Here is a 6,577-nt window from a genome sequence, read left to right on the forward strand (position 1 = left end):
AAAGCTACTGAAAAATTAAAAGAACTAAGTAAACCAGTTGAAAAAATCATAAAAAGTAAAAGCTTTGATATGGAAAGATAAAAAATCTAAGACTGATAAAACTAGGTGTTGCGGTAGCCATTTTCTATATTAAATTCCTTTGGAATACCCTGCGGAACACCTAGATATTATATACAGATAGTTTACATATAATATCTTATTTTATACATAAACTATCTTATACTTTACGTATAATATCTTATTGTTTACATATAGTATCTTATTAATTACATATCTTTTGGAAAAATTACATTCGGGTATTAGGGGAACACCCCTAACAAGTCTTGCATTTTGTATTACAAATGCGTATCTTGCCAACATATAAAATCCCATTATTTTTAACAACAAAGACTAATTCATTTACGATTAAAAAGAAAAATTAAAAAAGCAAATCTATAAAATCACTTTGATATATATTTTTAAATAACTTTTAAATTTTCATCTAATTTAGACAACAACCCCTTGTTGTTGTTTTATATGTTTTATATATATTGTTTTATATGTTTAGGGCGCCTTCAAACCTTTGCTATAACTAGTGTTGAAATTTTTAATAATACATCTACGTACCCAACTAATACATCTGCGTACCTTAACTAATACATTTACGTACCCAACTAATACATCTGCGTACCTTAACTAATACATTTACGTACCTAATTAATACAATACACATATATTGTATTAGTATTAGTAAAATAGTATAATATTCTTGGGGAGGGATTTTATGAATGAAAATTATTTAGTAACAAAAGCAAATACTTTAATAACTTCAAATTATGATTTGAGTTTAGAAGAGCAAAGAGTAATATTAACACTTGCAAGCACAGTACAACCTAATGATGAAGATTTTAAGCCATATGAATTTAGTATAAAAGAATTCATGGAGCTTTTAGGAGTTGAATCAAAATCAAAATATTCAGTAATACCTAAAATAACAAAAGAACTTATGCAAAAAGTCTTAGAAATTAAACAGGAAAATAAAATAACTCAAGTTGCATGGCTTTCTAGTGCTGAATATGAGAAAGGAACCGGAATTATCGAATTGGAATTTAGTCCAAAACTAAAACCATTTATGCTAGGATTAAAAGAATTCTACACTAGTTATAGATTAAAAAACGTTTTGGAGCTTAAAGGAAAATATTCAATAAGAATGTACGAAATCCTTAAGAGTAATGAATTTAAAAAGATTGCAGTAATAGAAGTTGATGAATTAAGAAAAATATTAAAGGCTGATAAAGGATCATATTTGATATATCAAAACTTTAAAAATAGAATAATCTGTCAAGCTCAAAAGGAATTAAAAAATTTAACGGATATATATTTTGAATTCGAAGAAGTTAAAACAGGGAGGAAAGTTACATCACTTAAATTTTATATAAAACCTAATAAGAAGGTGGAAGATCCAAAAGTAAAACAAGTAAAAAATGAGATAGCAATAGATAAAGAAACTCCACTTGATACAATAGAAAATGATATAAAACTAATTATGGATATTACAAATAATGAATTTGGGGAAAAGACTATTATGTTATTTAGAGACCTTAGTAATGGAGATATAGGAAAATTAAAAAAGCTTTATGATTATATGAATACTAAAAACATTCAAGAAAACAGGACAGGCTATATGAGAAAATTATTAGAAAACTGGGAAGAACCAAAACAATCTAGTAAAATAAATGGGTTTAATAATTTCGAATCTAGGAAATATGACTATAATGAACTTGAAAAGAAACTCCTTGGTTGGGATTAAGAGTAGTAAAACTACTCTTTTTTTATTTTATTTTTCTTCTAAAAAATCCTTTTTTCTCTTGTTGCTCCTTGCGTTGCTCCATCTTCTCTCGAACATCGTTTATCTTATCGTTTAAGTTCTCTAAATGCTCTTCTAATAACAATTGATTAGTATTCCTTTGTTGTTCATCTTTTAATAAGACTTGACTATTTTCAATTAATTTATTAAGTTCTGCTATTCGATTGTGTAATTCATCTATTTGTTTGTCCTTCTGCTTTAGTTGTTCAATTAAAGTATCTGTTAAGTCTTTGTTAATGCTAATTAAATCAGCATTATCTTTTGATATATCTGTATTTAATTGATTTGTATTGTTATCTTTGGTAAAGTTGTCTTTTTCAATATTTTTAACTTTTAACTCTTCTTTAATTAGTCTTAAAAGTTCTTCGTCAATATAGCTTTTTCCTTGCTTTATAGCTATTCTATCTTTATATTTTTTTAACTTAGAATATATCGTAACTTTACTTACATTTAGTTTTTCAGCTACTTCACCAACTGTATACATAGATAAAACCTCACTTTTAACTTCAATTAACTCTTAGTTCACTTATAAATAATTCTTTACTAAACGCTTAAATCCTTTAAAAAATAAATTTAAGCATTCTTTTAATTTGCTAAATCTTACTTTAGTAAATTAAAAAAGCCAATGATACTAAATTCATTGGCTTTTAACTCTAAATTAGCATGAATCTTCATTAACTTAGAAATTCATTACATAATCAAATAAGTTTATGGACTCTCTTTATTTCATACGTCCTTCTTTTCTTTCTTTTTCAATATTCTCTTTAGTCTCATTTACTCGATCTTCAATTTCTTTTAATGCTTCATTATAATTATTTATTCCTGCTAACTTTTTAATCATTTCTTTGTTTTCATCTGAAACAACAAAATTATCAACTATGATAATTTTATCGTCATTTATAATCTTTCCGTTATCATCAAATGAAATACTTACATGAAAATCAGAGTCATTTTTAAAGCCAGGATTGAGTTTTAAAGGAACAAAGGATGAACCTGTACCATCATTCTGTTTAATATAGACAACATAATATTTATTTTCTTTAACTGGAACTGAGTCTGCATTTGTATTGTTTTCTTGCTGCGAGATTTCTTCTTTACTTGCATTATTTACAACTTCTTTTTTGTTTAAAAAGAAGTTGTAAATATAAACTCCTAAGGATAGAAAGAGGATAATAATTAAGACGCTAAAAATTCTTTTTTTATTATTCACCTATCTAACCTCCTTTGTAATTGTTATTTTTCTATTAGTATCTGTTTCGTTACATTATGTTCTTTTATATTTAAGATAATACTGATTAATAGGATATCAAAAAATGTAAGTCCTAGGATTATTTTTGCAAGTAATAAAGTCTCATTAGTAATAAAAAAGCAAGTTGCAAACATGAAGTCCCAAAATACTAATATCACTAAGTAAGCTAGATAATGTTTTTCGAAAAATGTATAACCAAAAATCCATTGTAAAGCTAATGATTTTTTATTTATTTCCAAGTAATACATAGAAGAAAAGAATAGTAAAATGACTGCTAAAATTATAAGTAGACTACAATAAACGGTAGCTAATTGTAGTAATTCTTTGTTATTTGCTATTTTTAATTCTACATTAGAATAAGCCACAGAAATAGGTTGCCAAGTCTCATCAAATTTATACTTTTTTAAAGTATCTTGTGTTACCTTAAAAGGGGTTTCATTTCCACTATTTTTAGTATAGTATCCGTAACCCATAGAAATACTAGTTGCTAAAATACGTGAATCGAACTGACTATTAACTATTACAGCAATTGGATCAATGATTTCATAGTTATTCTTTTCTGCCATATTTGTAGAAAAGGTAAAGTAAGATTGATTGTTTTTAACATATAGAATATTCACACCAGGAGGAGTGGAATCCTTCGCATTATATATACCGGTGTAATCTTTTGATATAGTTCTTTTTATATCATCTTCATATGTTTTAAACTTTATTGGTACAATTACAGTTATTTCATTAGTCTTAGCACTATCTGAAATTTCTACTTGTTCATTATTAGTTCCTATAATTGGATTTATGGATAGATAATTTTTGTTGATTTCAACTTTAGTTCCATCCATTCCCCAAGGATTTGGATCTAAAGGAGGACCAGAACTATTCATATAATAACCAGATGGAGAAATATAAAAAGCTCCTTGTGCCTCTAGTTCTTTATATAACAGTTGAAATTGTTGATTTTTTTCGTCATTTTGAGACTTTAATAATTCAGGTTGAGAATCGGCAATCATTCCTAAATAGGAGTAATCTTTTAGGATAGACCATTTTTCTTGTTTATCCACTGTACTCTTGATTGTAAGAAAAGTACTAACTCCTTGCTGCAACCCTAATGTAAGAAAAACAGCTAATATAAATCTAATAATAATATTTATATAAAACAGCAGCTTTATAGGTTTTTTATTTTTTATCATCTGAGAAATATTTATAGTTTTAGTTCCTAACCATGTAGCAATAAAAATTAGCGAGATAGTTAAAATTAATGGAATAATATTTCCTAACCCAAAATATAGAAAAGAAAATAATTGTTGAAGCTCATTATAAAAATATAAATATACTATTAATCCTGACAGTACCATAGATAATGAACCTAAAAAAACTTTAATATACCTTCTAAATAAATAAGCTCCAATTTCCCAAAAGTTATATCCTAATAAATATCTTACTGCTATTTCTTTATAATTATTAATTACATCATATAGCATTGCAAGTGCTATTAATAAACATAATATTAATGATGCTTTATACATCATATCTTGGTAAGGATATGATGTAATTAAAGTTTCAGACTGATCTTTTGAAACTTCAACAGAAAATCCATATTCTAATGCTAAATCTTTTAACTTCTCTGCATTCTCTTTGCCATTTACCGTATATGTTCCTTTGATATCCTTTGTTTTCCCAGCGGCAATCATTGGGCGAATTTCTATTGTTTCAAAACTATGAAAAAGTTCAAGTTGACCTATTTGATAATCGTCGTAGGTTTTTATGGTAGAAAGAAAGTCATCTTCATCACTATTTACATCTAAAAATTCACCTGTCTTTAATTTTATTTTTTCAAAGTATTTATCTTTTTCAAAAAAAGCTACATAATATACTATTTTATCTTTATTATATTTATCCTTTTCATAAGATGTTCGTTGAAAGTTTACTTTCGTTTGAATTGCTATATCTTCTAGCAAACGGAAATTTTCGGTTTTATTTTTTTGAGGATTTCCGCTTTCAACAATAATATTCCACTTTTCACCTATGCTATGATTATTAAAAGATTGAAATTGTATATATTCAAATTGCTTTATAGATAAAAAACTTATAACTATAAAAGTTGTTGTAAAGAGAAGGAAAATTAATTTCTTCATAGCAATTCCTCCCTTATAACTCTATTACTCTTGAAAAGAATTTTGTTAAACTTTTGTCATGAGTGACCATAATAATTGTTTTTCCTTGCTTATGTAATTTTTGAAACAATGACACAATAATATCACGGTTCTCACTATCCAATGATCCAGTTGGTTCATCTGCAAAAATTAAAGATGGATCTTTAAGTAGTAATCTAGCAATTGCTACACGTTGTTGTTCTCCACCACTCAATGTATGTACTATTTCCCTACCATAATCAACAAGGCCTACTTCTTTTAATGCTAAAGATATAGCATCATATTTTTGCTTTTTATTCATTTTTTTATGCTTAAGAGCAATTTCTAAATTTTCATTTACTGATGAATTATCAATTAAAGCATAGTTTTGAAAAATAAAACCTAAGTGATCTCTTAATAAAATCCTTTTCATTTTTTTTGTTTGTATCTCTTTATCCATTATTTTTACAATACCTGAATCAGCTTTTTCTAAAGTACCCATTATATTTAAAAGAGTAGTTTTTCCTTGACCACTTTTTCCAACTATACCAATAAACTCTCCTGATTTTACTTTTAAACTAAAATCCTTAAAAATAATTTTTCTATTGAATGCCTTACATATGTTTATTATTTCAATCATATATTTATCACCTTTTCAAATATTTATCACCTTTTCAAAGCAAAAAGAGGATTTATTAAAATAACTAAATCCTCTTTTGACAACTATTAGAAAAAAGCGTACTTATTATACGTACAAGCGTATGGTCCATTATAATCTAAATCTAATCTTGACCAACTTCCAGGACCCGCAGTTGGACCATAGTAAGTAACACTGTTTTTTGTAATTGTGCCATAATGTCTCAATCCAGAATGTAAGTAATAGTTATACCACTGCATTCTACCTTGGCTATATCCATAATCCCATGATTCTGCCGCTTTTACTGCTATTGGCGCAATTGAGCCTACTGCTAATAATCCTAATAAAGCAAATGTAAGCACTTTCTTTTTCATTTTAACTCCCCCTTAAATTATTTAAATTAAACATATTACATAAACATAAGCTTGTTTACACAATAATGATACCAGTAAAACAATTAAATGTCAAATAATGCAAATAAATGATTATTTATGAAATTAACTATTAAAAAAATTAAACTTCACTAAAAATATAATCAATATTCATATTTATTCTAGTTAATATAGATACTCTAATTTGTTATCAATATTCGATTTGGCTAAAAAATACTTTAGAAAAATATCAATTTCGCTAAATTAAACTTTAGTGAAATAATTATACTTTTAATTTGGACTATGTTTAAGAATATTGTCCATTAAGACTTCACTACAAAGTGG

At 26.3% G+C, this 6,577-nt stretch carries 6 protein-coding genes; 1 reads left to right on the plus strand and 5 read right to left on the minus strand.

The features are described 5' to 3' along the window. Positions 1-763 precede the first annotated feature (763 nt). Positions 764-1,789 (plus strand): replication initiation protein, encoded by a 1,026-nt coding sequence (locus tag H9661_RS19045; protein WP_143318573.1) that lies wholly within the window; start codon positions 764-766, stop codon positions 1,787-1,789. 22 nt (positions 1,790-1,811) lie between these two features. Here H9661_RS19045 and H9661_RS19050 read toward each other — a convergent pair whose 3' ends face one another. From H9661_RS19050 to H9661_RS19070, 5 genes are all read right to left on the minus strand, one after another. Continuing rightward, positions 1,812-2,330, minus strand: a complete 519-nt coding sequence (locus tag H9661_RS19050; RefSeq protein WP_143318574.1) for a helix-turn-helix domain-containing protein — start codon at positions 2,328-2,330, stop codon at positions 1,812-1,814. 237 nt (positions 2,331-2,567) lie between these two features. After that, positions 2,568-3,056 (minus strand): hypothetical protein, encoded by a 489-nt coding sequence (locus H9661_RS19055; protein WP_143318575.1) that lies wholly within the window; start codon positions 3,054-3,056, stop codon positions 2,568-2,570. A 23-nt stretch (positions 3,057-3,079) separates the two neighbouring features. Then, positions 3,080-5,227, minus strand: a complete 2,148-nt coding sequence (locus tag H9661_RS19060) for a DUF1430 domain-containing protein (RefSeq protein ID WP_143318576.1) — start codon at positions 5,225-5,227, stop codon at positions 3,080-3,082. A gap of 13 nt (positions 5,228-5,240) precedes the next feature. Beyond that, a complete protein-coding gene (locus H9661_RS19065; RefSeq protein WP_143318577.1) occupies positions 5,241-5,864 on the minus strand; it encodes an ABC transporter ATP-binding protein in 624 nt (207 codons plus the stop codon). 86 nt (positions 5,865-5,950) lie between these two features. Further along, positions 5,951-6,235, minus strand: a complete 285-nt coding sequence (locus H9661_RS19070; protein ID WP_143318578.1) for a lactococcin 972 family bacteriocin — start codon at positions 6,233-6,235, stop codon at positions 5,951-5,953. Positions 6,236-6,577 lie beyond the last annotated feature (342 nt).

Source organism: Clostridium cibarium (assembly GCF_014836335.1).
Taxonomy (GTDB): Bacteria; Bacillota; Clostridia; order Clostridiales; family Clostridiaceae; genus Clostridium; species Clostridium cibarium.

Excerpts from the sequence above, each read along its gene's own strand:
- H9661_RS19045 (WP_143318573.1), top strand. The coding sequence starts at position 764 with ATGAATGAAAATTATTTAGTAACAAAAGCAAATACTTTAATAACTTCA.
- H9661_RS19050 (WP_143318574.1), bottom strand. The coding sequence starts at position 2,330 with ATGTATACAGTTGGTGAAGTAGCTGAAAAACTAAATGTAAGTAAAGTT.
- H9661_RS19060 (WP_143318576.1), bottom strand. The coding sequence starts at position 5,227 with ATGAAGAAATTAATTTTCCTTCTCTTTACAACAACTTTTATAGTTATA.
- H9661_RS19065 (WP_143318577.1), bottom strand. The coding sequence starts at position 5,864 with ATGATTGAAATAATAAACATATGTAAGGCATTCAATAGAAAAATTATT.
- H9661_RS19070 (WP_143318578.1), bottom strand. The coding sequence starts at position 6,235 with ATGAAAAAGAAAGTGCTTACATTTGCTTTATTAGGATTATTAGCAGTA.